This is a genomic window from Burkholderia sp. Nafp2/4-1b, assembly GCF_003635165.1.
Lineage (GTDB): Bacteria > Pseudomonadota > Gammaproteobacteria > Burkholderiales > Burkholderiaceae > Burkholderia.
Genome location: NZ_ML058616.1, coordinates 1 through 25,891 on the forward strand (window position 1 = coordinate 1; position 25,891 = coordinate 25,891).

Here is a 25,891-nt window from a genome sequence, read left to right on the forward strand (position 1 = left end):
GAAGCGGCCGGCCTTCTGCGCGGCTTCCGCCTTGTTCTGCGACAGCGCCGCGAATGCGTCCTGCTCTTCGCGCGTGATCCCGTATTCCTTCGCGACGTTCTCCGCCGTGATGCCCATGTGGTACTGGTTGTACACGTCCCACAGGCCGTCGACGATCATCGTGTCGACCAGCTTCGCGTCACCCATCCGGAAGCCGTCGCGCGAGCCCGGCAGCACGTGCGGCGACGCGCTCATGTTTTCCTGGCCGCCGGCGATCACGATGTCCGCATCGCCCGCGACGATCGCGTTGGCCGCCAGCATCACGGCCTTCAGGCCCGAGCCGCACACCTTGTTGATCGTCATGCCCGGCACCGCGCTCGGCAGGCCGGCCTTGATCAGCGACTGGCGCGCCGGGTTCTGCCCCGAGCCCGCCGTCAGCACCTGGCCCATGATCACTTCGCTCACCTGCTCCGGCTTCACGCCCGAGCGCTCCAGCACCGCGCGAATCACCGTCGCGCCGAGTTCCGGTGCCCCGATCTTCGCGAGCGAGCCGCCGAATTTGCCGACCGCGGTCCGCGCGGCCGATACGATCACTACGTCCGTCATGTTCAGTTCCTGCTTTGATATCAGTGGGGTCGATCCGTGTTGCGTGCCCGGGGGCCGGCGGCCGACGCCGACGCATCAAGCGCCACGCGGCTCGCAGTGCGGCCGCGCTTTCACGCGCTCACGCACGCGGCGCATCCGCACGCTCGGGCCATGCCGATGCACGCTGCGGCAAGCCGGCGGTGCCCGATCGCCACGCGGCACACGCGGCGGCCGGCGCCCGCCGGCGCCGTTCCATCAATCGCGTCGCGCCTGCGCGCGACCTGCGCTCACGCGGTCGAGTCGCGCGAAGCAGCTTCCTTGCGTGCAGCGGCCGGCGCCTGCTTGGCACCGCGCGCCGTCGTTTCGCTGACCGCGTCGAAACCGCTTTGCGCGGCCTCGATCGCCTGCCCCGTCGCGGCGCGCACGGAGTCCGCCGCGGCGGTCGCAGCGGACAGCGCCGAGTTCAGCGCGGCCACCACGGCGCCCGAACCGACCGGCGCATTCTTCGTCAGCTCGCCGAACACCTCCTTCGCGCGCTGGTCGTTCTGCTCGTACTGAGCCTGCGCGACCTTCGCCCATTCGGCCTGCGTCGACACCGCGATGTCGAACAGATGGCGACCGTACGCGACGGCCTTGCCGGCCGCTTCCTGCGGTGCGGCGACCTGCTGCGCGAAACCCGCGACCGGATTGTTCGCATTGAACGCGTTCTTCAGCTTGTCCTCGTACTCCTCGAGCGCCGTCTTGGCCGCTTGCAGGTTGAGTTCGACCACCGCTTCGAAACCATGAATCGCCGGGCGAGCAATCGCGAACCATGCGGCGATTCCGGACTGATAATCGGCGGCGAATTTTTCGGGGGCAAATACGGACATCGGGCACGCTCCTGTTAGCTGTTAGAAATGCGAGAGACAACGTAAAGAAAATGGAAGCCAGATCGAACGCCTGCTCCCTTTTATTTACCGCCCGCCGATTCTATTGAATGCGAGCAGCAGAAGAATGCCATTCTAGAGGTATTAATTGCCACTTAAGCGGCATTAATGTTAGGTATAAACCCGTACGGTCATAATTACCGACATAGGGTCGATACAAATGTTCGGCCGGACATTCGGCAAATCCTTGTTCCGCAACGGTTTTACCTTTTTACAGCATGGCGAACTTGACCGACCGCAACATTTACCCTGTCATTATTCCCGTTATTAGAAAAGAGGGGCGGCGTTGAAAACGGAGCGATCGTCGATGTAATCGTTTTTCCAGATTTATTTTGAAATCGTTACCGGGATTATTAATACCCAATTTAATAATCCTACAAATTACCAGCGTCGGCGTCGATGCGCTTACCCAACGAGTTCGCGATGCAGCGCGCGAAACTCCTGCGCGAGCTTGTGCGCAGGCTCGAGATGAATCATCGGTTTCGACTGCTGATGCGACTCGCGGATCTTCACCGACGCCGACAACCGCGACGCGAGCACCGGCAGCCCTTCCTCGACGAGTTCGTCGACCAGCCGCTGCGGCAGGCTCGCACGCGGCTGGAACTGGTTGATGACGATCCCTTCGACCTCGAGCGCCGCATTGTGGTCCTGCTGGATTTCCTTCACGTTCTCGAGCAGCGTGTACAGCGCGCGGCGCGAGAAGTCGTCGCAGTCGAACGGAATCAGGCAGCGCTCGACCGCGATCAGCGCCGAGCGCGTGTAGAAGTTCAGCGCGGGTGGCGTGTCGATGTAGACGGCATCGTAGGTATCGAGCTCGTTCAGCGCGTCGCGCAGCTTGTAGATCTTGTAGCGCGACTCGAGCTTGCCGTGCAGCGTGTCGAGGTCCGGATGTGCGGGCATCACGTCGAGCCCGTCGAACGGCGTCGCATGGATGAACGACGCGACGTCCACCGGGCGGAAGTTGAACGTCAGCGCGGTCTCGAAGAAGTCGGCGACGCCGGGGTGCGCGTCGGTCGCGCGATCGCCGAGCAGGTAGCGCGTGGAATTCGCTTGCGCATCGAGGTCGATGACGAGCGTGCGCAGCCCTTCGCTCGCGCTGATCGCCGCCAGGTTGCAGACGATCGTCGATTTGCCCACGCCGCCCTTCTGGTTGAATACGACCCGCCGCATTGTGTCTCCTCCGCTTGAAACGTCGAAACGACCAGCTTAGCCGGTCAATAATGGCGGCCGCGTGACATCGGTCAGATGCACGGCACTCTGCGCGGATCGCGATCGCGCGCAAGAGGAGGCCGCGCCGTGCGCATCTACGCGCGCCCGTGAAACGCGTTCAGCGGGCCGATCACCGCTTCCATGAAGAGGGCTTCAGGGCCGTCAACCCACGGCTGACACCGCGTTGGCACATCGCGAGACCAGGCGCCCTCCCGTTGCTCGACGATAGCAGAAATGTTGCAGTGCCGCATCGGAATTGCTACACTAGGGAAAACCCTAGTTAAAGCTCGCGAAGGAGCAATCGTGTACCCCGTATTTTCGTTCCTGATGGATATGCTGCCGGGCCGCCGCTCGGCATCGTTCTCGCCGGCGGCAAAAGTGAACCGCGTCACCTTCACGGGCACGGTCGACCGCAGCGACGGCGTAGTCCTGTCGGTCAACGGTAGCGACGCGCTGGTCCGGTGGCCGAAGGGTGGGAAGTCGGTCGAGCGCGTCAGCAATCTCGTCGCGATCGTGACGGAAGCGTAAGCGGTTCTATTCCGCAGCGTGCCCGGCGAGCGTGCCCGGCACGCAACCGCACTCCCCGCCGCTGCCATTTGCGACGCCATTCACCGCGTTCATCTCGCGGCGCTCGCTCGAAGTTCGCTCCGCTTTCACTCGCCGCCCTCGTCGGCAGCTCACCGTGAACACGCGCCGCCGTCGCATCGACGGCTCGACTGAAGGCCTCGGTCAACGCCACCGGCGCTTCGCGACTTGCGGAGCGGGTGACGTCCGGCTGCATGCGGCAACCGGAACCCATCCGATCAGGCGCATTCCACCCGGCTCGAACGACGCGTAAACGAAAAAAGACCCGAAGATCCGGGCCAAATCATCGATTGATTCAGCTCGGACATTCGGGCCCTTCGTTACATCGGGGAACCGATGTTCCTCTTAGAACGGAATATCGTCGTCCATCTCGTCGAAGCCGCCGCCGGCCGGCGCGCTCGGACGGCTCTGGCCGCCGCCTGCACCGCCGCGCGGTGCGCCGCCGGCACGACCGCCGCCACCGCCGCGCTCCATCTGTTCGCCGCCGCGGCCGCCGCCACCACCGCCGTAGCCGCCGCCGTAACCGCCTTCGTCACCACCGCCACCGCCGCCGCCCGCACCGCCGCGGCCGCCGAGCATCTGCATCTGGTCGGCGACGATTTCGGTCGAGTAGCGATCCTGGCCGTCCTGGCCTTGCCACTTGCGCGTGCGGATGCGGCCTTCGATATAGACCGACGAACCCTTCTTCAGGTACTCGCTGACGATTTCGGCGAGACGGCCGAAGAACGCGACGCGGTGCCACTCGGTCATTTCCTTGAAATCGCCGCTTGCCTTGTCCTTGTAGCGATCGGTCGTCGCGAGACGGATGTTCGCAACCGCGTCGCCGCTCGGCAGGTAACGGACTTCAGGATCGGCGCCGAGGTTGCCGACGAGGATGACCTTGTTGACGGATGCCATGTGTTTCTCCAGTAAATTCGATGCCGGGCCGCCCGCGAAAGCGTCGGAGCGGCCCGCCGGGCAAGCCGGCAAGCGTTGCCGCTGCCTGCCCTGAAAACAGGTTCAGGCCTTGCGCGGCGGCGCTTTCATGCTGGCCGCGATTATAAGCCACGCCGCCACGAGCCCCGAACACGCATAGAAGACCGTGTTCGCGCCGCCGTGCTTGAGCAGCCAGCCGCCCGCGATGCCGCCGAGCGCGAGGCCGATCGATTGCGTGGTGTTGTAGACGCCGGTGGCCGCGCCCTTGCGCGAACCGGGCGCGAGCTTCGACACGAGCGACGGCTGCGACGCTTCCAGGATGTTGAAACCGAGGAAGTACACGAACAGGATCGCCGCCACAATCAGAATGGTATGCGGTGCGCTGCCGAGCAACAATTGGCCGATCAGGATAGCCAGAATGCCGCCGAGCAGCACGGGCTTCATCTTGCCCCGTTTTTCCGCGACGATGATCGCCGGGACCATCATCACGAACGCGAGCCCCATCACCGGCAGGTACACCTTCCAGTGCGCGGCGACCGGCAGCCCGCCGTCGACCAGCAGGCGCGGCACGACGAGGAACAGCGCGGTTTGCGTCGCGTGCAGCACGAGCACGCCGAAGTTCAGGCGCAGCAGCTCGCCGTTGTGCAGCACCTCGCCGAACGGCGCCGGCACGTGCACGGGCTTCGCCGCGTCGGGCACGATCCACACCACGACACCGATCGCGAGGATCGACAGCACGCCGACGATCGCGAACAGCCCGTTCATCCCGACCCAGTGGAACACGATCGGCGCGCCGACGATCGCGACCGCGAACGACACGCCGATCGACCCGCCGACCATCGCCATCGCCTTCGTGCGGTTCTGCTCGGAGGTCAGGTCGGCGATGAACGCGAGCACCGCGGACGACACGGCGCCCATCCCCTGGATCACGCGGCCGACGATGATCCACGTGATGTCGTGCGCGAACGCGGCAACGAAGCTGCCGAGCGCGAAGATCAGCAGGCCGGTGGCGATCACGGGCTTGCGGCCGAACTTGTCCGACGCCCACCCGTAGAAGATGTACAGCAGCGACTGCGTGACACCGTAGGCCCCGAGCGCGATGCCCACGAGCAACACGTTGTCGCCGCCCGGGATGGTTTTCGCGTAGACGGAGAACACCGGCATGATCATGAACAGGCCGAGCATGCGCAGCGCGAAGATCGCCGCGAGCGACGTGGTCGCGCGCAGCTCGGGCGCAGTCATGCGGGAAGACGTGGCGGACGGATTGGACATCGGGAATGAATTTCGAATGATCGGAATGTCCGCCCGGCGGCGGGCGGCGGAACATCAGCGCCATCGGCCCGGCAGGCCTGGCTGGCGCTTTCCCGGGGTGACGCAGGCAGCCTGCGAGCCGCCCGAAGCCGTGCGGCGCGGCCGCTTTCCCCGGCGTGACCACCGCCTTGCTGCCAGTTGCTGCAAAGGCTGGGGGCCCCAAACGACGGCCTCGAAAAGCCGTTATAGTAGCAGGTTTGGTCCCCTCCATTTTCGCCAGGTTCATGGAACAGATCCGTATCCGTGGGGCACGCACCCACAACCTGAAAAACGTCAATCTCGACCTGCCGCGCCACAAGCTGGTCGTGATTACCGGGTTGTCCGGGTCGGGCAAGTCGTCGCTCGCGTTCGACACCCTTTATGCCGAGGGCCAGCGCCGCTACGTCGAAAGCCTGTCCGCGTATGCCCGCCAGTTCCTGCAGTTGATGGAGAAACCCGACGTCGACCTGATCGAGGGCCTGTCGCCCGCGATCTCGATCGAGCAGAAGGCGACGTCCCACAACCCGCGTTCCACCGTCGGCACGGTCACCGAAATCCACGACTACCTGCGACTTTTGTTCGCACGTGTCGGCACGCCCTACTGCCCCGACCACGACATCCCGCTCGAGGCGCAGAGCGTGTCGCAGATGGTCGACGCAGCGCTCGCGCTGCCCGAGGAAACCAAGCTGATGATCCTCGCGCCCGTCGTCGCGAACCGCAAGGGCGAGCACGTGGAGCTATTCGAGGACATGCAGGCGCAGGGGTTCGTGCGCTTTCGCGTGCGCTCGGGCGGCGGCACCGCCAACGAAGGCGTCGCGAAGATCTACGAGGTCGAGTCGCTGCCGAAGCTGAAGAAGAACGACAAGCACACGATCGACGTCGTCGTCGACCGCCTGAAGGTGCGCCCGGACATGAAGCAGCGTCTCGCGGAATCGTTCGAAACCGCGCTGCGGCTTGCCGACGGCCGCGCGATCGCACTCGAGATGGATACCGACCACGAGCACCTGTTCAGCTCGAAGTTCGCGTGCCCGATCTGCTCGTATTCGCTGCAGGAACTCGAGCCGCGCCTGTTCTCGTTCAACAATCCGATGGGCGCGTGCCCGGAATGCGACGGCCTCGGCCAGATCACGTTCTTCGACCCGAAGCGGGTCGTCGCGCACCCGTCGCTGTCGCTCGCCGCGGGCGCCGTGAAGGGCTGGGACCGCCGCAACCAGTTCTATTTCCAGATGCTGCAGAGCCTCGCGGCGTTCTACGAGTTCGACATCGACGCCGCTTTCGAGGACCTGCCGGAAAAGATCCGCAAGGTGCTGCTGTTCGGCTCGGGCAAGCAGACGATCCCGTTCTCGTACATCAACGAGCGCGGCCGCACGACGATCCGCGAGCACGTGTTCGAAGGGATCATCCCGAACCTCGAGCGCCGCTACCGCGAGACCGATTCGGTCGCGGTGCGCGAAGAGCTCGCGAAGTACCAGAACAACCAGCCGTGCCCGTCGTGCGACGGCACGCGGCTGCGCCGCGAGGCGCGCCACGTGCGGGTCGGCACCGGCGACTACGCGCGCGGCATCTATGAAATCAGCGGCTGGCCGCTGCGCGACGCGCTCGGCTATTTCGACGGCCTGTCGCTCGACGGCGCGAAGCGCGAGATCGCCGACAAGGTGATCAAGGAAATCGTCGCGCGCCTGACCTTCCTGAACAACGTCGGCCTCGACTACCTGTCGCTCGAGCGCAGCGCCGAGACGCTGTCCGGCGGCGAGGCGCAGCGGATCCGGCTCGCGTCGCAGATCGGCTCCGGCCTGACCGGCGTGATGTACGTGCTCGACGAACCGTCGATCGGCCTGCACCAGCGCGACAACGACCGGCTGATCTCGACGCTCAAGCATCTGCGCGACCTCGGCAACTCGGTGATCGTCGTCGAGCACGACGAGGACATGATCCGCACGGCCGACTACGTCGTCGACATGGGCCCCGGCGCGGGCGAGCACGGCGGCGTGGTGGTGGCGGAAGGCACGCCGAAGCAGGTGCAGTCGAACCCGCAGTCGCTGACCGGCCAGTATCTCGTCGGCAAGCGCGTCATCGAGTATCCGGACGAGCGCATGTCGCCCGATCCCGAGCGCATGCTGCGCATCGTCGATGCGCACGGCAACAACCTGCAGCACGTCGATCTCGAACTGCCGGTCGGCCTGCTGACCTGCATCACCGGCGTGTCGGGTTCCGGCAAGTCGACGCTGATCAACGACACGCTGTATCACGCGGTCGCGCGCCACCTGTACGGCTCGTCGGCCGAGCCGGCGCCGCACGAAGCGATCGAAGGCCTCGAGCACTTCGACAAGGTGATCAACGTCGACCAGTCGCCGATCGGTCGCACGCCGCGCTCGAACCCGGCCACCTACACGGGGCTGTTCACGCCGATCCGCGAGCTGTTCTCGGGCGTGCCGACCGCGAAGGAGCGCGGCTACGATCCGGGCCGCTTCTCGTTCAACGTGAAGGGCGGCCGCTGCGAGTCGTGCCAGGGCGACGGCGTGCTGAAGGTCGAGATGCACTTCCTGCCGGACGTCTACGTGCCGTGCGACGTGTGCCATGGCAAGCGCTACAACCGCGAAACGCTCGAAGTGCAGTACAAGGGCAAGAACATCAGCGAAGTGCTCGACATGACGGTCGAACACGCGTACGAATTCTTCAGCGCGGTGCCGGTCATCGCCCGCAAGCTGAAGACGCTGCTCGACGTCGGCCTCGGCTACATCCGCCTCGGCCAGTCGGCCACGACGCTGTCGGGCGGCGAGGCGCAGCGCGTGAAGCTGTCGCTCGAGCTGTCGAAGCGCGACACGGGGCGCACGCTGTACATCCTCGACGAGCCGACCACCGGCCTGCACTTCCACGACATCGCGCTGCTGCTCGAAGTGATCCACCGGCTGCGCGACCAGGGCAACACGGTCGTGATCATCGAGCACAACCTCGACGTGATCAAGACGGCCGACTGGGTGATCGACCTCGGCCCCGAAGGCGGCGCCGGCGGCGGCCAGATCATCGCGCAGGGTACGCCCGAGCAGGTCGCGAAGACGAAGGCCAGCTTCACCGGCAAGTATCTTGCCCCGCTGCTCAAGCGCCCCACGCGCAAGGCGGCGGCCGGCTGACACGTTCCGTTCCCGCGCGCGGCCGCCCGGCCGCGCGCGCCGCGTGCCGGGCCGGTGCCCGCATTCTCGTTTCCCCTTCTGCGGTTTTCCCCTTTGCGTATACACCACGAGCCAAACTGCCCCGTGGCGGACCATAATGGCAGCTATACTTTACGGTCGTAAGGTTCGCTATCCGCACCAATCCGGTGCGGCGCCGGGCGAGCGCCGTCCTGCCGCCCACCGCGCGGCGTGACACACGAACGACAGGAATCGACGATGGAGAAGCAACAAGAGTCGCGCGACGCGCAGAACCGCGAGCCGCACCTGCGCAGCGTGCGGCTGACGAGCGACTTCAGCCTGCCGAAGATGTCGGCGATCGAGATCGGCAGCTATCTGATCGCCCTCGTCGCGATGGTGCTCGTCATCGAGCTCAAGCTGCTGGGCGGGCTGCTGGCCGGCCTGCTGGTCTATCAGCTGATCCACACGATCGCCCCGGTGATCGAGCGCCACACGACCAGCATGCGCGCGCGCTGGGTCGCCGTCGTGCTGCTGTCGATCGCGATCGTCGGCGGGCTCACCGGCCTGACGCTCGGCATCATCGACCACTTCGAGCATACGGTGCCGAACCTGCAGAGCCTGCTCGGCCAGCTGATGCAGATCGTCGAGCAGACGCGCGCCCGCACGCCGGCCTGGATCGCGAACCTGCTGCCGGTCGACGTCGAACAGATGAAGACCAAGGCCGCGCTGCTGATGCATTCGCACATGGATCAGCTCCAGCAAGGCGGCAAGAGCGTCGCGCGCGGTTTCGGCCATGTGGTGTTCGGGATGATCATCGGCGCGATGATCGCGATCGGCGTCGAGCACGGCAAGGTGCGCCGCCCGCTGTCGACCGCGCTCGTCACGCGCGTGTCGCGCTTCGCCGAGTCGTTCCGCCGGATCGTGTTCGCGCAGATCAAGATCTCGGCGATCAACGCGGCGTTCACCGCGATCTACCTGCTCGTCGCGCTGCCGATCTTCCATCAGCGGCTGCCGCTGTCGAAGACGCTCGTGCTCGTCACGTTCATCGTCGGGCTGCTGCCGGTGATCGGCAACCTGATCTCGAACACGCTGATCGTCGCCGTGTCGCTGTCGGTCAGCATGGGTACCGCGATCGCGTCGCTCGCGTTTCTCGTGGTCATCCACAAGCTCGAATACTTCCTGAACGCGAAGATCATCGGCGGCCAGATCGAGTCGCGCGCATGGGAGCTGCTGCTCGCGATGCTGATCATGGAAGCCGCGTTCGGGCTGCCGGGCGTGATCGCCGCGCCGATCTTCTATGCGTACCTGAAGCGCGAGCTGTACATGCTGCGGCTGATCTGACGGCCGCACCGGCCCGTCGCCCCGCTCGCCTTGCAAACAAGAGCGCCGCGCCCTTTACGGGGCGCGGCGTTCTTGTTTGCGGCCACTGTTTGCCGCAACTGTCTGCCGCCACCGACGGCCGGCGCGCGCCGGCCGACGCGAACGGCCGATCAGCGGAACACGACGGTCTTCGTCCCGTTCAGCACGATCCGGTGCTCGACGTGCCACTTCACCGCACGCGCGAGCGTCACGCATTCGACGTCGCGGCCGATCGCCGTGAGCTGGTCGGGCGTCATGCTGTGGTCGACGCGCTCGACTTCCTGCTCGATGATCGGGCCTTCGTCGAGGTCGGTCGTCACGTAGTGCGCGGTCGCGCCGATCAGCTTCACGCCGCGGTCGAACGCCTGGTAGTACGGCTTCGCGCCCTTGAAGCTCGGCAGGAACGAATGATGGATGTTGATCGCACGGCCGGCGAGCTGCTGGCACATGTTCGGCGACAGGATCTGCATGTAGCGCGCGAGCACGACGAGATCGGCCTGGTGTTCGTCGATCACTTCCAGCACGCGCGCTTCCTGCGCGGCCTTCGCCGCATCGGACGAGCCGCCGACGAGCGGGAAGTGGTGGAACGGGATGTTGTAGCTCGCGGCGAGCTGGTAGAACTCCTTGTGGTTCGACACGATCGCCGGGATCTCGATCGGCAACTGGCCGGTGCGATAGCGGAACAGCAGGTCGTTCAGGCAATGGCCGATCTTCGACACCATGATCACGACGCGCGGCTTCACGGCCGCGTCGTGCATTTCCCAGCGCATCGCGAACTGCTCGGCGAGCGGCGCGAATTCCTCGCGAAGCGTGTCGAGCGCCGATGCGGCATCCGCGCCGTCGCCGTCCTGCTCGAAGTGCACGCGCATGAAGAACTCGCTGGTGCGGCTGTCGCCGAACTGCGCGGAATCGAGGATGTTGTTGCTGCGCTCGAACAGGAAGCCCGAGACCGCGTGGACGATGCCGTGCCGGTCGGGGCACGACAGTTTCAAGATAAAGCTGTGATCGGTCGACATGACCGCTACTCCCTTCGTTTCGGTATTCGTCAAATTGGCCGTTCGCCCGGCCGCGCTCGAACGCGAGCGCGGGCCGCGGCCGGCATGCGGCGCGTTACGCGGGCGGCGTGAACAGCGCGTCGATGCCCGCGGCGTCGACTGCCGACAGCCAGCGGTGGCGCAGCAGCGTGTCGAGCATCGCGAGGCTCGCGTCCATCGTCGCGCGGCCCTCGCGCAGCCAGCCAATCACTTCGGGCACGCCGGCCAGCAGGTGCTCGGCCACTTCGCCGTCCTGGTTGTGCGGCGCGAAGTCGAGCGGCAGCGGCAGGTCGTACACGAAGATCAGTTCGGACTGCGTGCCTTCCGGCAGCGAGCACAGCACCTGCACCGCCCGGCCCGCGATCGCGCGCGCCGCCAGTTCGGCCGGCATGCCGGCCTCTTCCCAGCACTCCTTGATGAGCGTCTCGTGAACGCCCAGGCCCCAGCCGATGCCGCCCGCGACGACGTTGTCGAGCATGCCGGGGTCGGTGGCCTTGGTCACGCTGCGGCGGCCTAGCCACATCTGCGGCGCGGCCGGCGAACCCGGCGCAGCCGCATATTCTACGATGCCGTTCAGGTGCACCGCATAAGTCTGCGTGCCGAAGAAGCGCGACGCGGCGCGCTCGATATACGCGAGCGGCGGATCGTCGAAGCGGTTGCGGATCGCATAGATCTCGTCGCGCCAGCCGGGAATCGCGCCTTCGGCGGCCAGCGCGCCGATCGCGCTCGCGAGCGCCATGCTGCGTGCGTCGACCGTGTCGTAGCGCGACGAGAGCACCACGCGCTCGTCGGTCAGCTCGAACACGTCGGGCCAGCGCACGAGCTTCGCGACGTCCTGGCGACGCACCCAGCCGACCTGCCGGCCGGCGATCTCGAAACGCAGGTGCGCGGCAGGATCAAAGCGGCGCGCGGCCGCGATGCATGGAAACGTCATCGCCCTCAGTCCTTCAGCGCAACGCGAATGCCGATCGCGATGAAGGTCGCGCCGGCGATCCGGTCGAGCCACACGCCGGCCTTCGGGCGGCGCTTCAGCCACGCGCCGATCGCGCCCGCGCCGATGCCGAACAGCGAGAAGATCGCGGCCGTCTGCAGCATGAACAGCGCGCCGAGCTCGAACATCTGCAGCGTCACGCTCTGCACGCCGTGCGGATCGACGAACTGCGGCAGGAACACGACGAAGAACAGCGTGACCTTCGGGTTCATCAGGTTGCCGATCACGCTCTGCCGGAAGATTGCACCCAGCGGCTGCGGCGGGCGCGCATGCGCATTCGCGAGGCCCTGGCTGCGCAGCGCCTTGATGCCGATCCACACGAGGTACGCGGCGCCCGCGAGCTTCAGCGTCTGAAACGCGACCGGCGACGAACGCAGCACGGCCGCGACGCCCAGCGCCGCGAGCGTCGTATGGAACAGGATCCCGGCCGTGAAGCCGAGCGCCGCGACGAAGCCGGCCGCGCGCCCCTGCGAGATGCCGCGCGCGAGCACCTGCAGGTTGTCGGGACCGGGCGCGAACGTGATCGCGATCGACGTGGCGAGAAACAGCATGAAGTTGGGCATCGTGACCTCGCGGTGTGGGCCGGCGCTCAGTGATTCACTGGTTCAGTGGTTCAGTGGCCGGAGAATTCGGTAACGGTGTAGACGGGCAGCCCCGCGTTGCGCAGCAGCGTCGAGCCGCCGAGATCCGGCAGGTCGATGATCGCCGCGCCCTCGACGACGACCGCGCCGAGCCGCTGCAGCAGGTTGCGCCCCGCCATCATCGTGCCGCCGGTCGCGATCAGGTCGTCCATGATGATCACGCGATCGCCCGGGCGGCATGCGTCTTCATGGATCTCGACCGTCGCGCTGCCGTATTCGAGGTCGTACGATTCCGAGCGCGTCTTGTACGGCAGCTTGCCGACCTTGCGGATCGGCACGAAGCCGACGCTCAGTTCGTACGCGACGATCGGCGCGATGATGAAGCCGCGCGCGTCGAGCCCCGCGACGTAGTCGAGCTTCGCATCGACATAGCGTTCGACGAACAGGTCGACGAGGATGCGCAGCGCCTTCGGGCTCTGCAGCAGCGTCGTAATGTCGCGGAACATCACGCCCGGCTGCGGCCAGTCGGGCACGGTACGGATCTGGCTGTGGATGAAGGCGACCGGATCGAGCGGTGCGCCCGACGACGAATGCGGCATGAAACTCTCCGAAAAAAACGGTGCGCGAAGATCGGGCACCGTTTCGAATAAATACGGGTCAGGTTATTGAATCGACCGGCTGAATCGACTCCGGCTCACGCGACCGCGGCCGGCGGTTCGCGCCGGTGGCGCGACAGCCGTTCCTCCGCGAGCGCGAGCGCTTCGGGCAGCCCGCGCAGCACGACGATGTCGCTCGCGCGCAGCTTGGTCTGCGGATCGGGTTCGACGCCGCGGATGCCGTGCCGGCGGATCGCCGTGACTTCGAGCCCGAGCGCATACAGCCCGAGTTCCTCCAGCGAGCGCCCGACCGCGTCCGCGCGCGCATCGACCGGCACCGATTGTAGCCGCACCTGCTCGTGATCGTCGTCGTCCGCGTCGTCCGCGCCGTGGAAATAGCCGCGCAGCAGGCTGTAGCGCTCGTCGCGCATTTCCTCGACGCGCCGCACGACCTTGCGCATCGGCACGCCGACCAGCACCAGCGTGTGCGACGCGAGCATCAGGCTGCCTTCGACGATTTCCGGGATCACCTCGGTCGCGCCGGCCGCGAGCAGCTTCTCGAGATCGGCGTCGTCGACCGTGCGCACGATCGCCGGCAGCGTCGGCTCCAGCTCGTGCACGTGGTGCAGCACGCGCAGCGCGGACGGCGTGTTCGCATACGTGATCGCGACGGCCGCCGCGCGGTGGATACCGGCCGCGAGCAGCGACTCGCGGCGCGCCGCGTCGCCGAACACGACCGATTCGCCGGCCGTCGCGGCCGCGCTCACGCGATCGGGGTCGAGGTCCAGCGCGACATACGAAATGCCTTCCTGTTCGAGCATGCGCGCGAGGTTCTGCCCCGCGCGGCCGTAGCCGCAGATGATCACGTGGCCGCGCTGCTTCAGGCTTTGCGTCGCGATCCGCGTCATCTGCAGCGACTGCTGCATCCATTCCGTCGACGACAGCCGCATCACGATCCGGTCGGCGTTCTGGATCAGGAACGGCGCGGCGAGCATCGACAGCAGCATCGACGCGAGGATGGCCTGCAGCAGCGTCGCATCCACGAGGTGCCGGTCGAGGATCAGGTTCAGCAGCACGAAGCCGAATTCGCCGGCCTGCGCGAGCCCGATGCCGGTGCGCATCGCAACGCCCGGCGTCGCGCCGAACAGCCGCGCGAGGCCCGCGATCATCGTCGCCTTGAACAGGATCTGCCCGATGAAGAAGCCCAGCACGAGCAACGGGTGCTCCCAGATCACGCGCGGATCGAGCAGCATCCCGGTCGTCACGAAGAACAGGCCGAGCAGCACGTCGCGAAACGGCTTGATGTCCTCTTCCACCTGGTGGCGGAACGGCGTCTCGGAGATCAGCATCCCCGCGATGAACGCGCCGAGCGCGAGCGACAGGCCGAAGCGGTCGGTGATGAACGCGGCGCCGAGCGTGACGAGCAGCAGGTTCAGCACGAACAGCTCCTGCGAGCGGCGCCGCGCGACCACGTTGAGCCAGCGCGTCATGAAGCGCTGGCCGATGACGAGCAGCAGCGCGAGCGCGATCACGATCTTGACCGCCGCGAAGCCCAGCGTGAGCGCGAGGTCCTTCGACGATTCGGCGCCGAACGCGGCGATCACGATCAGGAGCGGCACCACCGCGAGATCCTGGAACAGCAGCACGCCGAAGATGTTGCGGCCGTGCTCGGTCTCGATCTCGAGCCGCTCGGCGAGCATCTTCGACACGATCGCCGTCGACGACATCGCGAGCGCGCCGCCGAGCGCGACGCTGCCCTGCCACGTGATGTGCACCCAGCGCTCGAACAGCGCGCCGAGCACGACCGCGAGCAGGAGCGTCGCGACCACCTGCAATAGCCCGAGCCCGAACACGAGCCGCTGCATCGCCCGCAGCTTCGCGAGCGAGAACTCGAGGCCGATCGAGAACATCAGGAACACCACGCCGAATTCCGCGAGGTGCTCGGCGCGTTCGAGGTCCGCGGCGATGCCGAACGCGTGCGGGCCGACCAGGATGCCGACGGTCAGGTAGCCGAGCATCGGCGGCAGGTTCAGCGAACGAAATACGACGACGCCCACCACCGAGGCCAGCAGCAGCAGCAGGGTCATTTCGAGCGGGGAAATCACGGGCAAAGCGTCCTCGTTCGTCGGGGCCACGGCAATGCGGGCGCGGGTGGTGGCGGTGGGCGAGCGACCTCGGACGAGTCCGAAGGCGGGGCGCGGCGAACAAACGCCTTTGCTATACTCCGCGCATGATAGCGAAAATCAATGATGATCGGGCGCTCGCGCTCGCCCGCGACGTGCTCGACATCGAGGCGGACGCCGTGCGCGCACTGCGCGACCAGCTCGACGGCGACTTCGTTCAGGCCGTCGCGCTGCTGCTCGGCTGCCGCGGCCGCGTCGTGGTGTCCGGCATCGGCAAATCGGGGCATATCGCCCGCAAGATCGCGGCCACGCTCGCCAGCACCGGCACGCCGGCCTTCTTCGTCCACCCGGCCGAGGCCAGCCACGGCGACCTCGGCATGGTCACGTCCGACGACGTCTTCATCGGCATCTCCTATTCCGGCGAGTCGGAAGAACTCGTCGCGATCCTGCCGCTCGTCAAGCGCATCGGCGCGAAGCTGATCGCGATCACCGGCCGTGCGGAATCGAGCCTCGGCACGCTCGCCGACGTGAACCTGAACGCCGCGGTATCGAAGGAAGCCTGCCCGCTGAACCTCGCGCCCACCGCGAGCACGACCGCCGCACTCGCGCTCGGCGACGCGCTCGCCGTCGCGGTGCTCGACGCGCGCGGCTTCGGCTCCGAGGATTTCGCGCGCTCGCATCCGGGCGGCGCGCTCGGCCGCCGTCTGCTCACCCACGTGCGCGACGTGATGCGCTCGGGCGACGACGTCCCGCGCGTCGGGCTCGACGCGACGCTGTCCGACGCGCTGTTCCAGATCACCGCGAAGCGGATGGGCATGACGGCCGTGGTCGGGCCCGACGGCCGCGTGGCCGGCATCTTCACCGACGGCGACCTGCGCCGCGTGCTCGCGCGCGACGGCGATTTCCGCACGCTGCCCATCGTCGACGTGATGACGCGCGGGCCGCGCACGATCGGCCCCGAGCATCTCGCGGTCGAGGCCGTGGAACTGATGGAGCGCCACCGGATCAACCAGATGCTGGTCGTCGATGCCGACGGCGCGCTGATCGGCGCGCTGAACATGCACGACCTGTTTTCGAAGAAGGTGATCTGATGAGCGCAGCACTGACTGCGGCCGAACGCGCGAGCCGCGTGAAGCTGATGGTTTTCGACGTCGACGGCGTGCTGACCGACGGCGGCCTGCTGTTTACCGCGGCCGGCGATGCGATGAAGTCGTTCAATTCGCTCGACGGCCACGGCGTGAAGCTGCTCGGCGAGGCCGGCATCGCGACCGCGATCATCACCGGCCGCCGCTCGGACATCGTCGCGGCGCGCGCGAAGGAAATGAAGATCGCGCACCTGTTCCAGGGCGTCGAGAACAAGCTCACCGTGTTCGCCGACCTGATCGCATCGCTCGGCATCACGGCCGATGCGTGCGGCTACATGGGCGACGACTGGCCCGACCTGCCGGTGATGCTGCGTTGCGGCTTCGCAGCCGCGCCGGCCAATGCGCACCCCGAGGTGATCGCCCGCGCGCACTGGGTGGCCGAGGCCCGCGGCGGCCACGGCGCGGTGCGCGAAGTGAGCGACGCGATCCTGCGCGCGCAGCGCCGCTACGACGCGCTGCTCGCGGCTGCCTGCGGAGCCTGACCGGATGAACACGCATTTCCGCTGGACCCAGCTGCTGCCGCTCGTCGCGGTGGCCGCGCTCGCGGGCATCACGTGGTGGCTGCTGCAGGCGACCCTGCCGCCGCCTGGCGAAGGCGCCGTGCAGCCGAAGCGCCACACGCCCGATTATTTCGCGGACAACTTCTCGGTCACCGAGCTCGACCAGACCGGCACGACCCAGTACCGGCTGACGGCCGCGAAGCTGATCCATTACGAAGACACCGAGAACAGCGACCTGACCGATCCGGCCATGCGCGCGTTCCAGCCCGGCAAGCCGGTCGTGACGACCACCGCGAAGCGCGGCACCGTCAACGGCGACGTGTCGATCGTCGATCTGTACGACGACGCGCGCATCCTGCGCGTGGCCGGCGGCGGCGATCCGCAGATGCAGGCCGATTCCCAGCATTTCCGGATCTTCGTCAATGACGATGTGATCCAGACCGAAAAGCCGGTTAAACTTCAGCGCGGCCTGTCGCTCGTCAACGCGACCGACGGCATGAAGTACAACAACGTCACCCGGGTCATCGAGCTTTACGGCAACGTGCGCGGCACGATTGCCGCCGCCGACACGTCCGGCGGCTCGAAAGGTCAATCCCGGTGACGCATCCCTCACGTGACTGCATGAACGAACCGTTCCCTCGACAGAATTCCGGCGGCGCTGCGCGCGCCGTCCGCGCCGCGCTCGCCGCGGCGCTCGTGGCGCTCCCGCTCGTCGGGCTGGCGCCGCTCGCCCATGCCGAGAAGGCCGACCAGAACAAGCCGATCAACGTCGAGGCAGACAACCTGACCTACGACGACCTGAAGCAGGTGACGGTCGCGACCGGCAACGTCGTGATCACGAAGGGCACGATCATCATCAAGGGCGACCGCGTCGAAGTGCGCCAGGATCCGGAAGGCTATCAGTACGCGACGTCGTACGGCAGCGGCAAGAAGCACGCGACGTTCCGCCAGAAGCGCGAAGGTCTCGACGAATACATCGACGGCGACGCCGAGCGCATCGACTACGACGGCAAGCAGGACCTGACCACGCTAACCACCGCCGCGACCGTACGCCGCCTGCAGGGCACGTCGACGATCGCCGACACCGTGCACGGCAGCGTGATCACGTACGACGGCCAGCGCGACTTCTACACCGCGAAGGGCGGCAAGGACGTGGCAGCGCCGGGCAACCCGAACGGCCGCGTGCGCGCGATGCTGTCGCCGAAGAACGGCGGCCCCGGCCAGCTGAACGGCGCGCCGGCGAAACTGTCGCCGTCGACCACGATCCAGGGAGCACCGGGCCAATGAACGCGCTCCCGAATCGCCAGCCGGCCGGCACGACGAGCTCGCTCGTCGTGCGCAACCTGAAGAAGCGCTACGGCTCGCGCACGGTCGTGAAGGACGTGTCGCTCGACGTGAAGAGCGGCGAAGTCGTCGGGCTCCTCGGCCCGAACGGCGCCGGCAAGACGACGTCGTTCTACATGATCGTCGGCCTCGTGCCGACCGATGCGGGCGAGATCTCGCTGAACGGCAGCTCGATCGGCCTGCTGCCGATCCACAAGCGCGCGTCGCTCGGCCTGTCGTACCTGCCGCAGGAAGCGTCGGTGTTCCGCAAGCTGACCGTCGAGGAAAACATCCGCGCGGTGCTCGAGCTCCAGTTCGGCGAAGACGGCAAGCGGCTGTCGAAGGACGCGATCGCGTCGCGCACCGAGGCGCTGCTCGACGAGCTGCAGATCGGTCATCTGCGCGAGAACCCGGCGCTGTCGCTGTCGGGCGGCGAACGCCGTCGCGTCGAAATCGCGCGTGCGCTCGCGACCAATCCGAGCTTCATCCTGCTCGACGAACCGTTCGCCGGCGTCGACCCGATCGCGGTGCTCGAGATCCAGAAGATCGTCAAGTTCCTGAAGCAACGCAATATCGGCGTGTTGATTACCGATCACAACGTCCGCGAAACGCTCGGCATCTGCGACCACGCTTACATCATCAGCGACGGTTCGGTGCTCGCCGCCGGCGCGCCCAGCGAAATCATCGAAAACGAAAGCGTGCGCCGCGTGTATCTCGGCGAACACTTCCGCATGTAACTTCCCTTGTTGGCTGGCTGTCCCCCCGCCCGGCATCGCCGCGCGGGGCCGCGCCCGCGGCCGGGCGCCGCGCCGCGCGTAATCGCGGATGGCTCAACGCGCCTGGGTCGTGGCACACTGCCGGTATGACTCCCTCTCTGCCATGAAAGCCAGCCTTCAACTCCGCCTGTCGCAACACCTGGCGCTGACGCCCCAACTGCAGCAGTCGATCCGGCTCCTGCAGCTGTCGACGCTCGAACTGCAGCAGGAAGTCGCGATGGCCGTCGCGCAGAATCCGCTGCTCGAGAACGACGACGAATGGATCGCGAGCCCGCTGCGTGTCGCAGCGGACGGATCGCTGATCGCGCAGACGCCGCCCGGCCAAAACACCGAACCGGGCATCGCGAACGGCAGCAGCCAGTCGAGCGATCGCGCCGAGCGCGACGAGCCGGCCGGCGCCGACGAATACGACGGCTACGGGTCGGGCGAAGCCGGCGACGGCCCGCAGTGGAATCTCGACGAATTCGGTCGCTCGAGCGGTGCGTCGGACGACGACGACCTCCCGCCGCTGCAGGTGCAGGAAGCCGCGACGTCGCTGCGCGACCACCTGTCCGCGCAATTGCGCGTCACGCAGGCCGGCCCGCGCGACCGGGCGCTCGTGATGTTCCTGATCGAATCGCTCGACGACGACGGCTACCTGACCGCCACGCTCGACGAAGTGCTTGCCGATCTCCCGCCGGAACTCGAAATCGACTGCGACGAACTGAATGCGGCGCTCGCGCTGCTGCACAGCTTCGATCCGGCCGGGGTCGGGGCCCGCTCGGCGTCCGAGTGCCTGAAGCTGCAGTTGCTGCGCCTCGATCCGTCCCCCACTCGCACGCTCGCGCTCGAGATCGTGTCGCAGCACCTCGAACTGCTTGCCGCGCGCGATTTCACGCGGCTGCGCAAGCAGCTGAAGGCGAGCGACGACGCGCTGCGCGACGCGCATGCGCTGATCCGCTCGCTGGAGCCGTTCCCCGGCGCCGCGTACGGCAGGGCCGAGGCCGACTACGTCGTGCCCGACATCATCGTGAAGAAGGCCGGCCAGGGCTGGCTTGCCGAGCTCAATCCGGAAGTGATGCCGCGCCTGCGGATCAACAACCTGTACGCGAACATCCTGCGCAACAGCCGCGGCGATCCATCGGCCGGATCGCTGAAGCAACAGCTGCAGGAAGCACGCTGGCTGATCAAGAACATCCAGCAGCGATTCGACACGATCCTGCGTGTCGCGCAGGCTATTGTCGAGCGTCAGAAGAATTTCTTTGCGCACGGTGAAATTGCCATGCGCCCCTTGGTTTTGCGGGAAATAGCTGATACGCTGGGCCTACACGAGTCGACTGTCAGCCGTGTGACAACAGGCAAGTACATGCTGACCCCGTTCGGGACGCTTGAATTCAAGTACTTCTTCGGGTCACACGTTTCGACCGACACCGGGGGCGCCGCATCGTCGACCGCCATCCGAGCCCTGATCAAGCAACTGATAGGAGCTGAAGACCCAAAATCGCCACTTTCGGATAGCCGCATTGCCGAGCTGCTGGCAGAACAGGGTTTCGTGGTTGCGCGCCGCACGGTTGCCAAGTATCGCGAAGCCCTCAAAATCCCGGCAGTGAATCTGCGCAAGTCTCTTTAAGCCTGCTGCCTGCCCGGCGGCAGGCGTGTTCCGGCCACCGCGCATTCGGGGAACAGGCCGGGCGACCTGTCCGCGATTTCGCCGCCACGTGCGGCACGGGCAAGTCAACCGGAGCGCCGCCTCGATGCGGCCGGGTGGTCACTCGCTTGGAGAAGCACTATGAACCTGAAGATCAGTGGACATCATCTCGAAGTCACGCCTGCAATTCGCGAATACGTGATCACCAAGCTGGACAGGGTGCTACGCCATAGCGATCAGGTGATCGATGGCACTGTGATCCTCTCGGTCGACAACCACAAGGAAAAGGACAAGCAGCAGCGCGCGGAAATCAATCTGCACCTGAAGGGCAAGGACATCTTCGTCGAAAGCGCAAACGGCAACCTGTACGCTGCGATCGATCTGCTGATCGACAAGCTGGATCGTCAAGTCGTCAAGCACATGGAGCGTCTGCAGACCCATGCGCACGACCCGATCAAGCTGCAGCCGTCGATCGACCAGATCGAACTGCCGCCGCAATAACGGTCACCGCAACACCCACGCCGCCCGGTTCGCCGGGCGTTTTTTTTGTATCCGCGCGGCCGTGGCGCGACCGGTCCGTCCATGCTGCGCCACGCGCGCGGCTGTGCTCTATAATGTCCCGGTTATCGCCGGGGGGCGTTGGGCGCGATCGCCGCGTTGCAGGTTGCCGATGCCGAACGCCTTGATATCGCCGACATGCAACACCAGTCTGCCGCCGCAAGGAGACCCCAGGCCGCCCAATCGCCTGCCAACATGAATCGCCTAGCCAAAATCCTGCCCATAGAGAACGTCGTCATCGACCTCTCCGTCACCAGCAAGAAACGCGTCTTCGAACAAGCCGGGCTGATGTTCGAGAATCAGAACGGCATCGCCCGCAGCACCGTCACGGACAACCTGTTCGCGCGCGAGCGCCTCGGTTCGACCGGGCTCGGCGAAGGTGTCGCGATTCCGCACGGCCGCATCAAGGGCCTCAAGCATCCGCTCGCCGCGTTCGTGCGGCTCGCCGACGCGATCCCGTTCGAAGCGCCCGACGGCCAGCCCGTCGGTCTCCTGATTTTCCTGCTCGTCCCCGAGCAAGCCACCCAGCAGCACCTCGAGATCCTGTCGGAAATCGCGCAACTGCTGTCCGATCGCGACGCGCGAGAGCGTCTGCACAACGAAACGGATCTCGCCGAGTTGCATCGCCTGCTCACTCAGTGGCAACCTTGAGTTGATCCGGGCGGAATATTTTCCTGAACGAGGCGGCTTCGGCCGCCGACCAGGGCCGCCTGGCGCCGGTCCGGCATGGCGACGTCCGTCGCCGCGCGCAAGCACCGGCTCATTGGAGTGACGAGAGTCATGGATACGTCCAGCATCAACGCCCAGAGCATCTTCGACGACAACGCGGCCACGCTGAAACTGAGCTGGCTGACGGGGCATGAAGGCTGGGAGCGCGGTTTCTCGGCCGACACCGTTGGCAACGCAACGTCCAGCGCCGACCTCGTCGGCCACCTGAACCTGATCCACCCGAACCGGATCCAGGTGCTCGGCGAAGCCGAAATCGACTACTACCAGCGGCAGACCGACGAAGACCGTTCGCGCCACATGGCCGAGCTGATCGCGCTCGAACCGCCGTTCCTCGTCGTCGCCGGCGGCGCCGCCGCGCCGCCCGAACTCGTGCTGCGCTGCACGCGCTCGTCCACGCCGCTGTTCACGACGCCGATGTCGGCCGCCGCGGTGATCGACAGCCTGCGACTCTACATGTCGCGCATCCTCGCGCCGCGCGCGACGCTGCACGGCGTGTTCCTCGACATCCTCGGGATGGGCGTGCTGCTCACCGGCGACTCCGGGCTCGGCAAGAGCGAACTCGGCCTCGAACTCATCAGCCGCGGCCACGGCCTCGTCGCAGACGACGCCGTCGACTTCGTCCGACTTGGCCCCGATTTCGTCGAAGGCCGCTGCCCGCCGCTGCTGCAGAACCTGCTCGAAGTGCGCGGCCTCGGCCTGCTCGACATCAAGACGATCTTCGGTGAAACCGCCGTGCGCCGGAAAATGAAGCTCAAGCTGATCGTCCAGCTCGTGCGGCGCCCGGACGGCGAATTCCAGCGGCTGCCGCTGGAAAGCCAGACGGTCGACGTGCTCGGTTTGCCGATCAGCAAGGTCACGATCCAGGTGGCGGCCGGCCGCAACCTCGCGGTGCTCGTCGAAGCGGCCGTGCGGAACACGATCCTGCAGTTGCGCGGCATCGATACGTTGCGCGATTTCATGGATCGGCAACGACTCGCGATGCAGGATCCCGACAGTCAGTTCCCCGGCAAGCTCGTGTAACGTCCCGGCGCCGGCCTCGCAGCGCCGACGCGTCGAGCCGGTGCTATGATGAAACGTCAGGATTCTCTGCTTCCCATGCGCATCGTCCTCATCACCGGCATCTCCGGCTCAGGCAAGTCCGTCGCGCTGAACGCGCTTGAGGACGCAGGCTACTACTGCGTCGACAACCTGCCGCCGCACGTGCTGCCCGAACTCGCCCGCTACCTCGCCGACGACGGCCAGCACCGGCTCGCGGTCGCGATCGATGCGCGTTCGAGCGCGTCGCTCGACGAAATGCCCGGCCTGATCCGCGCGCTGTCGCTCGAGCACGACGTGCGCGTGCTGTTCCTCAACGCGAGCACGCAGGCGCTGATCCAGCGCTTCTCCGAAACACGCCGGCGCCATCCGCTGTCCGGCTCGCCGTCGCACGACGCGAACGTCGGGCTGCTGTCGTCGCTCGAGGAAGCGATCGAGCGCGAACGCGACCTGGTCGCGCCGCTCGCAGAATTCGGCCATCAGATCGATACGAGTACGCTGCGCGCGAACGTGCTGCGCACGTGGGTCAAGCGCTTCATCGAGCAGAAGAACAACGACCTGATGGTGATGTTCGAATCGTTCGGCTTCAAGCGCGGCGTGCCGCTCGATGCCGACCTGATGTTCGACGTACGCGCGCTGCCGAACCCGTACTACGACCATGAGCTGCGCCCGCTCACCGGGCTGGACCAGCCGGTCATCGCCTTTCTCGACGCATTGCCGATCGTCCACCAGATGATCGACGACATCCATGCGTTCCTGATGAAATGGCTGCCGCACTTTCGCGAAGACAACCGCAGCTACCTGACCGTCGCCATCGGCTGCACGGGCGGTCAGCATCGCTCGGTGTTCATCGCGGAAACGCTCGCCGCGCGCCTCGCGCACGATGCGAACGTGATCGTGCGGCATCGTGACGCGCCGGTGGATGTCGACGCGTCGTCGCGGCTCGTCACCGAGGTCGAACGACCTTAGCGACACCGCCCTCTCGCCGGCGCGCCATGTCCACCCTATCGACCACCCTGATCGACCTGCCGCTGTTTCCGCTGCACACAGTGCTGTTCCCCGGTGGCTGGCTGCCGCTCAAGGTGTTCGAGGCGCGCTATCTCGACATGGCCCGCACCTGCCTGCGCGACGATGCGCCGTTCGGCGTGTGTCTGCTGAAGAGCGGCCCCGAAGTCGCGCAGGACGGCGCCGTGTCGGTGCCCGAGACCATCGGTTGCATGGCCCGCATCACCGAGTGCGACACCGGCGAATTCGGGATGCTGTACGTGCAGGCGATCGGCACGCAGCGCTTCGAGCTGCTGTCGTATCGCGTCGAAGGCAACGGGCTGCTGGTCGGCATCGCGGAGCCGCTGCCCGACGACATCCCGCTCGAAGGCGAGCAGGCGCTCGCACAATTCGGCTCGTGCGCCGAGGTGCTCGAGCGGATCATCGAAGCACTGAAGAAAACCGAACCGGACAAGATGCCGTTCCCCGAACCGTTTCGCCTCGACGATCCGAGCTGGGTATCGAACCGTCTCGCGGAACTGCTGCCGCTCGACCTGCGCGCGCGGCAGAAGCTGATGGAGTTTCCGGATGTCGGCGCGCGGATCGACGCCGTGCACCACGTGCTCGACCGGCACGGCTGGCTGTAGGCGCCGGCTGACATGCCGCGTTGCAGAGGCACCGCGATGCATCGCGCGGCGCATGGATGACCCGCGGCGCGGGCATCCTCGTTGCGCGTTGCGCAACGACTCCGAACGCGGCCCGTGCCGCGCCCTTTCCCCTTCGTTACAGCAGCGGCCCGCTCAGCGCATCGAGCAGCTTGCGCACGGGCGCCGGCACGCCGTATGAGTCGAGCGCGGCGAGCGGCACCCACGCCGTCTCGGCATCCTGCGCGTGCGCGAGCGGCAGCCCGCCGTTCGTCATGTCGCTCAGCCGCGGCTCGATCTCGAGCCGGAAATGCGTGAACGTGTGCGTGAACGGCGCGAGCGGCACCGGGCCGGCGCCGCCGAAGCCGCGTGCGAGTTCCGCGAGCGCGGCATCGCCGTCCGCCTGCGGCAGGCACCACAGGCCGCCCCAGATGCCGGCCGGCGGGCGCCGCTCGAGCAGCACTGCGTCGCCGTCGCGCAGCACGAGCATCCAGGTCTTGCGCGTCGGCACGGCCTTCTTCGGCCGCGCGGCCGGCAGTTCGCGCTGCCGGCCGGTCGATTGCGCGACGCAGTCGCCCGCGAACGGACAGCGCGCGCAATCCGGCTTGCCGCGCACGCACAGCGTCGCGCCGAGATCCATCAGCCCCTGCGTGTAGGCGCTCACGTCGGCCGCGTTCGCGGCATCCGGCAGCAGCGATTCGGCCAGCGCCCACATGTCGTTCTCGACCCGCTTCTCGCCCGGGAAGCCTTCGACGCCGAATACCCGCGCGAGCACGCGCTTCACGTTGCCGTCGAGAATCGTCGCGCGCGCACCGTATGCGAACGATGCGATCGCCGCGGCCGTCGAGCGGCCGATGCCCGGCAGTTCGGCGAGCGCGTCGGGCGTCGACGGGAATACGCCGCCATGCTCGGCCACGACGACCTGCGCGCAGCGGTGCAGATTGCGCGCGCGCGAGTAGTAGCCGAGGCCGGCCCACAGCGCCATCACGTCGTCGGCCGGCGCGGCCGCGAGCGCGGCGACGTCGGGGAAGCGCTCGAGAAAGCGCGTGTAATACGGGACGACGGTCGATACCTGCGTCTGCTGCAGCATGATTTCCGACAACCAGATCCAGTACGGATCGCGAGTGTTCTGCCACGGCAGGTCATGGCGGCCGTGCACGCGCTGCCATGCGACCAGGCGCGGAGCGAACGTGCGGTGCAGCGGGGTGACGGGGAACGGAGCGGGAGCGATGCGGGGCGGCTTCAAGTGTTCGAATCTTTGGAAAAAGG

25 protein-coding genes are annotated in these 25,891 nt (G+C 66.7%); 14 read left to right on the forward strand and 11 right to left on the reverse strand.

Annotated features, from left to right (window positions below; all coding sequences use genetic code 11):
- The 3 genes from C7H84_RS23155 to C7H84_RS23165 all read right to left on the reverse strand — a co-directional run.
- Positions 1-585: beta-ketoacyl synthase N-terminal-like domain-containing protein (locus C7H84_RS23155; protein WP_276208412.1), on the reverse strand; the 585-nt coding region annotated here is incomplete at its 3' end.
- Between the two features lie 266 nt (positions 586-851).
- Positions 852-1,433 carry a TIGR01841 family phasin gene (gene phaP, locus C7H84_RS23160; protein ID WP_121860961.1) on the reverse strand — a complete coding sequence of 194 codons (582 nt, stop codon included), beginning with the start codon at positions 1,431-1,433 and terminating at the stop codon, positions 852-854.
- Between the two features lie 462 nt (positions 1,434-1,895).
- Positions 1,896-2,660, reverse strand: coding sequence for a ParA family protein (locus C7H84_RS23165; RefSeq protein WP_121860962.1), 765 nt, complete (start codon positions 2,658-2,660; stop codon positions 1,896-1,898).
- A gap of 342 nt (positions 2,661-3,002) precedes the next feature.
- On the opposite strand from C7H84_RS23165, the gene C7H84_RS23170 reads away from it, so the two are divergent.
- Positions 3,003-3,227: a hypothetical protein gene (locus C7H84_RS23170; RefSeq protein WP_121860963.1), complete on the forward strand. Its 225-nt coding sequence runs from the start codon at positions 3,003-3,005 to the stop codon at positions 3,225-3,227.
- Positions 3,228-3,629: 402 nt separating this feature from the next.
- Here C7H84_RS23170 and C7H84_RS23175 read toward each other — a convergent pair whose 3' ends face one another.
- Positions 3,630-4,181: a single-stranded DNA-binding protein gene (locus C7H84_RS23175; RefSeq protein WP_121860964.1), complete on the reverse strand. Its 552-nt coding sequence runs from the start codon at positions 4,179-4,181 to the stop codon at positions 3,630-3,632.
- 102 nt (positions 4,182-4,283) lie between these two features.
- Positions 4,284-5,471, reverse strand: coding sequence for an MFS transporter (locus C7H84_RS23180; protein WP_121860965.1), 1,188 nt, complete (start codon positions 5,469-5,471; stop codon positions 4,284-4,286).
- Between the two features lie 263 nt (positions 5,472-5,734).
- Here C7H84_RS23180 and uvrA point away from each other — a divergent pair, with 263 nt between their 5' ends.
- Complete coding sequence (gene uvrA, locus C7H84_RS23190; RefSeq protein WP_121860966.1) at positions 5,735-8,620, forward strand: excinuclease ABC subunit UvrA; 2,886 nt, start codon at positions 5,735-5,737, stop codon at positions 8,618-8,620.
- A 255-nt stretch (positions 8,621-8,875) separates the two neighbouring features.
- A complete protein-coding gene (locus C7H84_RS23195; protein ID WP_162999348.1) occupies positions 8,876-9,958 on the forward strand; it encodes an AI-2E family transporter in 1,083 nt (360 codons plus the stop codon).
- Between the two features lie 149 nt (positions 9,959-10,107).
- Here C7H84_RS23195 and purU read toward each other — a convergent pair whose 3' ends face one another.
- The 5 genes from purU to C7H84_RS23220 all read right to left on the reverse strand — a co-directional run bounded on the left by purU (position 10,108) and on the right by C7H84_RS23220 (position 15,283).
- Positions 10,108-10,992, reverse strand: coding sequence for a formyltetrahydrofolate deformylase (purU, locus tag C7H84_RS23200; protein WP_121860967.1), 885 nt, complete (start codon positions 10,990-10,992; stop codon positions 10,108-10,110).
- Positions 10,993-11,086: 94 nt separating this feature from the next.
- The gene (locus C7H84_RS23205) at positions 11,087-11,944 is read right to left on the reverse strand and encodes a DUF4743 domain-containing protein (protein WP_121860968.1); all 858 of its coding nucleotides are present in this window, start codon (positions 11,942-11,944) and stop codon (positions 11,087-11,089) included.
- A 5-nt stretch (positions 11,945-11,949) separates the two neighbouring features.
- Positions 11,950-12,564 (reverse strand): LysE family translocator, encoded by a 615-nt coding sequence (locus C7H84_RS23210; protein ID WP_121860969.1) that lies wholly within the window; start codon positions 12,562-12,564, stop codon positions 11,950-11,952.
- A 50-nt stretch (positions 12,565-12,614) separates the two neighbouring features.
- Positions 12,615-13,181, reverse strand: a complete 567-nt coding sequence (locus C7H84_RS23215) for an adenine phosphoribosyltransferase (protein ID WP_121860970.1) — start codon at positions 13,179-13,181, stop codon at positions 12,615-12,617.
- A 95-nt stretch (positions 13,182-13,276) separates the two neighbouring features.
- Entirely contained in the window at positions 13,277-15,283 is a 2,007-nt protein-coding gene (locus C7H84_RS23220; RefSeq protein ID WP_121861328.1) for a monovalent cation:proton antiporter family protein, read from the reverse strand.
- Between the two features lie 125 nt (positions 15,284-15,408).
- Here C7H84_RS23220 and kdsD point away from each other — a divergent pair, with 125 nt between their 5' ends.
- The 11 genes from kdsD to C7H84_RS23275 all read left to right on the forward strand — a co-directional run bounded on the left by kdsD (position 15,409) and on the right by C7H84_RS23275 (position 24,625).
- Positions 15,409-16,392, forward strand: coding sequence for an arabinose 5-phosphate isomerase KdsD (kdsD, locus tag C7H84_RS23225; RefSeq protein ID WP_121860971.1), 984 nt, complete (start codon positions 15,409-15,411; stop codon positions 16,390-16,392).
- Positions 16,392-16,928: an HAD hydrolase family protein gene (locus C7H84_RS23230; protein WP_121860972.1), complete on the forward strand. Its 537-nt coding sequence runs from the start codon at positions 16,392-16,394 to the stop codon at positions 16,926-16,928. The genes kdsD and C7H84_RS23230 overlap by 1 nt, the downstream gene beginning before the upstream one ends.
- A 4-nt stretch (positions 16,929-16,932) precedes the next feature.
- A complete protein-coding gene (gene lptC, locus C7H84_RS23235) occupies positions 16,933-17,547 on the forward strand; it encodes an LPS export ABC transporter periplasmic protein LptC (protein ID WP_121860973.1) in 615 nt (204 codons plus the stop codon).
- 20 nt (positions 17,548-17,567) lie between these two features.
- The gene (lptA, locus tag C7H84_RS23240; RefSeq protein WP_121860974.1) at positions 17,568-18,233 is read left to right on the forward strand and encodes a lipopolysaccharide transport periplasmic protein LptA; all 666 of its coding nucleotides are present in this window, start codon (positions 17,568-17,570) and stop codon (positions 18,231-18,233) included.
- A complete protein-coding gene (lptB, locus tag C7H84_RS23245) occupies positions 18,230-19,006 on the forward strand; it encodes an LPS export ABC transporter ATP-binding protein (protein ID WP_121860975.1) in 777 nt (258 codons plus the stop codon). Before lptA ends, lptB begins: the two co-directional genes overlap by 4 nt.
- 142 nt (positions 19,007-19,148) lie before the next feature.
- Positions 19,149-20,654 carry an RNA polymerase factor sigma-54 gene (locus C7H84_RS23250; RefSeq protein ID WP_121860976.1) on the forward strand — a complete coding sequence of 502 codons (1,506 nt, stop codon included), beginning with the start codon at positions 19,149-19,151 and terminating at the stop codon, positions 20,652-20,654.
- Positions 20,655-20,813: 159 nt separating this feature from the next.
- A complete protein-coding gene (gene raiA, locus C7H84_RS23255) occupies positions 20,814-21,173 on the forward strand; it encodes a ribosome-associated translation inhibitor RaiA (protein ID WP_006477786.1) in 360 nt (119 codons plus the stop codon).
- A 195-nt stretch (positions 21,174-21,368) separates the two neighbouring features.
- Entirely contained in the window at positions 21,369-21,881 is a 513-nt protein-coding gene (locus tag C7H84_RS23260) for a PTS sugar transporter subunit IIA (RefSeq protein WP_121861329.1), read from the forward strand.
- Positions 21,882-22,010: 129 nt separating this feature from the next.
- A complete protein-coding gene (gene hprK, locus C7H84_RS23265; protein ID WP_006483133.1) occupies positions 22,011-22,979 on the forward strand; it encodes an HPr(Ser) kinase/phosphatase in 969 nt (322 codons plus the stop codon).
- A 75-nt stretch (positions 22,980-23,054) separates the two neighbouring features.
- Entirely contained in the window at positions 23,055-23,963 is a 909-nt protein-coding gene (gene rapZ, locus C7H84_RS23270) for an RNase adapter RapZ (RefSeq protein ID WP_121860977.1), read from the forward strand.
- 26 nt (positions 23,964-23,989) lie between these two features.
- Positions 23,990-24,625 carry an LON peptidase substrate-binding domain-containing protein gene (locus tag C7H84_RS23275; RefSeq protein WP_121860978.1) on the forward strand — a complete coding sequence of 212 codons (636 nt, stop codon included), beginning with the start codon at positions 23,990-23,992 and terminating at the stop codon, positions 24,623-24,625.
- A 136-nt stretch (positions 24,626-24,761) separates the two neighbouring features.
- Here the strand turns inward: C7H84_RS23275 and mutY are convergent, their stop codons facing one another.
- A complete protein-coding gene (gene mutY / locus C7H84_RS23280) occupies positions 24,762-25,868 on the reverse strand; it encodes an A/G-specific adenine glycosylase (protein ID WP_121860979.1) in 1,107 nt (368 codons plus the stop codon).
- Positions 25,869-25,891: the final 23 nt, after the last annotated feature.

What these genes read in the sequence shown, in the direction of transcription:
- C7H84_RS23175 (WP_121860964.1), bottom strand. Translation starts at nt 4,181, where the DNA reads ATGGCATCCGTCAACAAGGTCATCCTCGTCGGCAACCTCGGCGCCGAT.
- rapZ (WP_121860977.1), top strand. Translation starts at nt 23,055, where the DNA reads ATGCGCATCGTCCTCATCACCGGCATCTCCGGCTCAGGCAAGTCCGTC.
- C7H84_RS23210 (WP_121860969.1), bottom strand. Translation starts at nt 12,564, where the DNA reads ATGCCCAACTTCATGCTGTTTCTCGCCACGTCGATCGCGATCACGTTC.
- C7H84_RS23275 (WP_121860978.1), top strand. Translation starts at nt 23,990, where the DNA reads ATGTCCACCCTATCGACCACCCTGATCGACCTGCCGCTGTTTCCGCTG.
- kdsD (WP_121860971.1), top strand. Translation starts at nt 15,409, where the DNA reads ATGATAGCGAAAATCAATGATGATCGGGCGCTCGCGCTCGCCCGCGAC.
- lptB (WP_121860975.1), top strand. Translation starts at nt 18,230, where the DNA reads ATGAACGCGCTCCCGAATCGCCAGCCGGCCGGCACGACGAGCTCGCTC.
- C7H84_RS23180 (WP_121860965.1), bottom strand. Translation starts at nt 5,471, where the DNA reads ATGTCCAATCCGTCCGCCACGTCTTCCCGCATGACTGCGCCCGAGCTG.
- C7H84_RS23215 (WP_121860970.1), bottom strand. Translation starts at nt 13,181, where the DNA reads ATGCCGCATTCGTCGTCGGGCGCACCGCTCGATCCGGTCGCCTTCATC.
- C7H84_RS23230 (WP_121860972.1), top strand. Translation starts at nt 16,392, where the DNA reads ATGAGCGCAGCACTGACTGCGGCCGAACGCGCGAGCCGCGTGAAGCTG.
- C7H84_RS23165 (WP_121860962.1), bottom strand. Translation starts at nt 2,660, where the DNA reads ATGCGGCGGGTCGTATTCAACCAGAAGGGCGGCGTGGGCAAATCGACG.
- C7H84_RS23260 (WP_121861329.1), top strand. Translation starts at nt 21,369, where the DNA reads ATGCAACACCAGTCTGCCGCCGCAAGGAGACCCCAGGCCGCCCAATCG.
- uvrA (WP_121860966.1), top strand. Translation starts at nt 5,735, where the DNA reads ATGGAACAGATCCGTATCCGTGGGGCACGCACCCACAACCTGAAAAAC.
- lptA (WP_121860974.1), top strand. Translation starts at nt 17,568, where the DNA reads ATGAACGAACCGTTCCCTCGACAGAATTCCGGCGGCGCTGCGCGCGCC.
- purU (WP_121860967.1), bottom strand. Translation starts at nt 10,992, where the DNA reads ATGTCGACCGATCACAGCTTTATCTTGAAACTGTCGTGCCCCGACCGG.
- phaP (WP_121860961.1), bottom strand. Translation starts at nt 1,433, where the DNA reads ATGTCCGTATTTGCCCCCGAAAAATTCGCCGCCGATTATCAGTCCGGA.
- C7H84_RS23195 (WP_162999348.1), top strand. Translation starts at nt 8,876, where the DNA reads ATGGAGAAGCAACAAGAGTCGCGCGACGCGCAGAACCGCGAGCCGCAC.
- C7H84_RS23250 (WP_121860976.1), top strand. Translation starts at nt 19,149, where the DNA reads ATGAAAGCCAGCCTTCAACTCCGCCTGTCGCAACACCTGGCGCTGACG.
- C7H84_RS23205 (WP_121860968.1), bottom strand. Translation starts at nt 11,944, where the DNA reads ATGACGTTTCCATGCATCGCGGCCGCGCGCCGCTTTGATCCTGCCGCG.
- raiA (WP_006477786.1), top strand. Translation starts at nt 20,814, where the DNA reads ATGAACCTGAAGATCAGTGGACATCATCTCGAAGTCACGCCTGCAATT.
- lptC (WP_121860973.1), top strand. Translation starts at nt 16,933, where the DNA reads ATGAACACGCATTTCCGCTGGACCCAGCTGCTGCCGCTCGTCGCGGTG.
- hprK (WP_006483133.1), top strand. Translation starts at nt 22,011, where the DNA reads ATGGATACGTCCAGCATCAACGCCCAGAGCATCTTCGACGACAACGCG.